The following is a 3,341-nucleotide window of genomic DNA, read 5'->3' as shown; positions in this document are numbered from 1 at the left end:
ACTCAGCCGTTACCGCAGCAACGGATATGTACACCAGCAAACCACCCCCCACCCCCATCAAACACTACCCACAAAAATCAATCCCGCGCCAGTGCCGCAATCGGGTCCAACCGCGCCGCATTCCGTGCCGGCACAAAACCAAACACAATCCCGATCAACGTCGAACACGCAAACGCCGTCACAATCGACCCCACGGAAAACACCATCTCCCACTCCTTCACAAACAGCGAAAACAGATACCCAATGGCGTAAGACAACGAAATCCCAATAACCCCGCCTATCAAACACGCCATCACCGCCTCCACCAGAAACTGCTGGCGAATATCCGACTGCCGCGCCCCCACCGCCATGCGAATCCCAATCTCACGGGTGCGCTCAGTGACCGACACCAGCATGATATTCATCACCCCAATCCCACCCACCAACAACGAAATCACCGCAATCAGCGACAACAGCAGCGCCAGGGAGCGGCTGGTTTTCTGCACCGTCTGCATGATGCTATCAAGGTTATTGGTGAAAAAATCCTTGGTCCCATGCCGCTGCAGCATCAGCTTGTTAACGTTGTCTTCCACCACCTTGCTCGGCTGCCCATCCTTGATACGCACGGTAATGCTGTCCAGATGCCGCTGCCCCAACAGCCGCCCCGCCGCCGTTTCATAAGGTACCCACACGTTCAACGCCTTACTGGCAGCGAACATGTTTTTATTGTCAGCCGTCACCCCGATCACCGTACACGGCAGGTTCCCAACCAAAATCACCTGCCCCAGTGGGTCCACGTTCGGCCCGAACAGGCGATGCCGAGTGTTGTGGTCAATCACCACCACCTGCGCCTGACGCCGCGCATCACTTTCACTGAAGGCAATCCCGGCTTCGAGCTTGAGCCCTTTCACTTTGAAATACCGATCACTGACGCCATTCACCTGCGCATCCAGGTCGATATTGCCAAAGCGCAGCAACAGGTTGCGCCCTACCACCGGCGTGGCGCTGTCGACGTAATACAGTTGATTCAACGCCTCCACATCCGACGGCATCAACGTCTCGATGGCCGACGCACGACTGTCGCCGAAACTGGTGCCGGAAAAGATATCGATGGTGTTGCTGCCAATCGCCTGGATGTCCTTGAGCACATAACGCTTGGCCCCCTCGCCGATCGCTGAAATCGACACCACCGAGGTAATGCCGATGACAATACCCAGCATGGTCAGCAAGGTGCGCATGCGATGGGAAATCAGCGCGACCCAGGCCATATTGAAGGCCTCCTTGAACAACCCCAGGCTCGCCACCAGGCGCCGAGCGCCGCTGCGCTTGGGCTCAATCGGCGCTTCGCTGGGCAACTCCAGCCCCACACTGTCATTGGCCTTGTCGCTGACTATCTCGCCATCACACACCTCGACAATGCGCTGGGCGTTCGCCGCGACCTTGGGGTCGTGGGTGACGATAATCACCGTGTGCCCGGCCGCGTGCAGCTCGGCGAGGATGCGCATCACCTCCTTGCCGCTGTGGGTGTCGAGGGCGCCGGTGGGCTCGTCGGCGAGGATCACCTCACCGCCATTCATCAAGGCCCGGGCGATACTTACGCGCTGTTGCTGGCCACCGGAGAGCTGGCTCGGGCGGTGGGTGGTGTGCCCCGCCAGGCCCAGGCGCGTGAGCAGGTCGCGCGCGCGGCTGTGCCGTTGGCTCTCGGGCGTACCGGCGTAGATCGCCGGCATTTCCACGTTATGCAAGGCGCTCAAGTGCGCGAGCAAATGGTAGCGCTGGAAGATAAACCCGAAGTAATCCCGGCGCAGTTCCGCCAACTGTTCATCGCCCAGCGAGCGGGTCTCGATGCCGTTGATCTTGTAGCTGCCGGCGGTGGCGTAGTCCAGGCCGCCGAGGATATTCATCAAGGTGGATTTGCCCGAACCCGAGGCACCGATGATCGCGACCATTTCGCCGGCATGAATCGTCAGGTCGATGCCCTTGAGTGCGATGAACTCGCGCTCGCCGGCCATGAAACTGCGGGTAATGCCCTTGAGCTCCAACAGGGGTTGGGTCATGGTTCAATTCCCCGCCACAGCTGGGCTGGCGTCGCCGATCACCACTTTGTCGCCCTCGGCCAGGCCCTCCAGGATCTGCACCTTGACGTTGTTATTGATGCCGGTCTTCACATCCCGCGACAGCGCCTTGCCCTTGGCGTCCAGCACCCGTAACGGGTAAGTGCCGTCGTTATTGCGCGCACCAAGCGCCGCCACCGGCACCATCAAGGCCGCCTGGGCAGTGTCGAGCACAATACGCACCTGGGCGGTCATGGCGATGCGCAGTCGGTGGTCCGGGTTAGGCACGTCGAACAGCGCGTTGTAAAACACCGCGGTGTTCTGCTTGGGCGTACCGGCGGTCTGGGTTTCGAGGAAGTTCTGCGGCGCCGGCTCCGTGCCACGCAGCTTGGCGTAGTAGCGCTTGTCGGCTTCACCCAGGATAGTGAAATACACCTGCTGGCCGGGGCTGATATGGATCACATCGGCCTCCGACACCTGGGCCTTGACGGTCATGGTGTCCAGGTCGGCCAGCTTGAGCAGCACCGGCGCCAACTGGTTGGCGATCACGGTCTGGCCTTCCTGCGTGACGATGCCGACTACATCGCCGTCAATGGGCGCGACGATTCGCGTGTACGCCAGATTGACCTTGGCGGTATCGATCTGGATATGCGCGCTTTTGATCTGCGCATCCAGCGACAACAGGTTGGCCTGTTGCACCTGGAAAGTGGACTCGGCGTCTTCAAAATCCTGGCGCGATACCGATTCATCCACCTGCAAGCCCTTGTAGCGCTCATACACCGACTTGGCCTGCCTGAGCTGCGCCGCCGTGGCGCGGCGCTGGGCCTGCAGGTTTTCCTCATCCACCTGGGCTTTACGCAAGGTGTTTTGCAGAATCAGCGGGTCGATCTCCGCCAACCACTGGCCCTTCTTCACCTTGTCGCCGACCTTGACCTTGAGCGACTTCAACTGCCCCGACACCTGCGCGCCAACATCGACCTGCTTGATGCCCTCAAGCAAACCGGTGGCCAACACCGCATTCTCAATATCACCGCGCTCAGCCGTGGCAGTGAGGTACTGCGGCGCATCGGCGGGTGCCTGCACCGTGTACACCACCAGGCCAATGGCAACAGCCAATACCGCGAGCATTCCAATTTTGCGAAACTTTGACTTTTCCATAAATGACCATAAAAAGATGAAGAGGGCCTACAACGGCACGGTCCAGTGTGGGAGCTGGCTTGCCTGCGATAACATCAACTCGGTGTGCCTGACACACCGAGGTGTCTGCATCGCAGGCAAGCCAGCTCCCACAGAAAAGCAGATCTGCGG

Annotated in this window: 2 protein-coding genes; both read right to left on the bottom strand. The window is 60.0% G+C overall.

Annotated features, from left to right (window positions below):
• Positions 1-77: 77 nt before the first annotated feature.
• Positions 78-2,036, bottom strand: a complete 1,959-nt coding sequence (locus FEM54_RS28300) for a MacB family efflux pump subunit (RefSeq protein WP_138453830.1) — start codon at positions 2,034-2,036, stop codon at positions 78-80.
• A gap of 3 nt (positions 2,037-2,039) precedes the next feature.
• Complete coding sequence (macA, locus tag FEM54_RS28295) at positions 2,040-3,191, bottom strand: macrolide transporter subunit MacA (RefSeq protein ID WP_138453829.1); 1,152 nt, start codon at positions 3,189-3,191, stop codon at positions 2,040-2,042.
• Positions 3,192-3,341 lie beyond the last annotated feature (150 nt).

This window comes from Pseudomonas edaphica (assembly GCF_005863185.1).
GTDB classification, from domain to species: Bacteria; Pseudomonadota; Gammaproteobacteria; order Pseudomonadales; family Pseudomonadaceae; genus Aquipseudomonas; species Aquipseudomonas edaphica.
The sequence above is the reverse complement of the archived record's forward strand: the minus strand, read 5'-3'. Positions and strand labels throughout refer to the sequence as shown.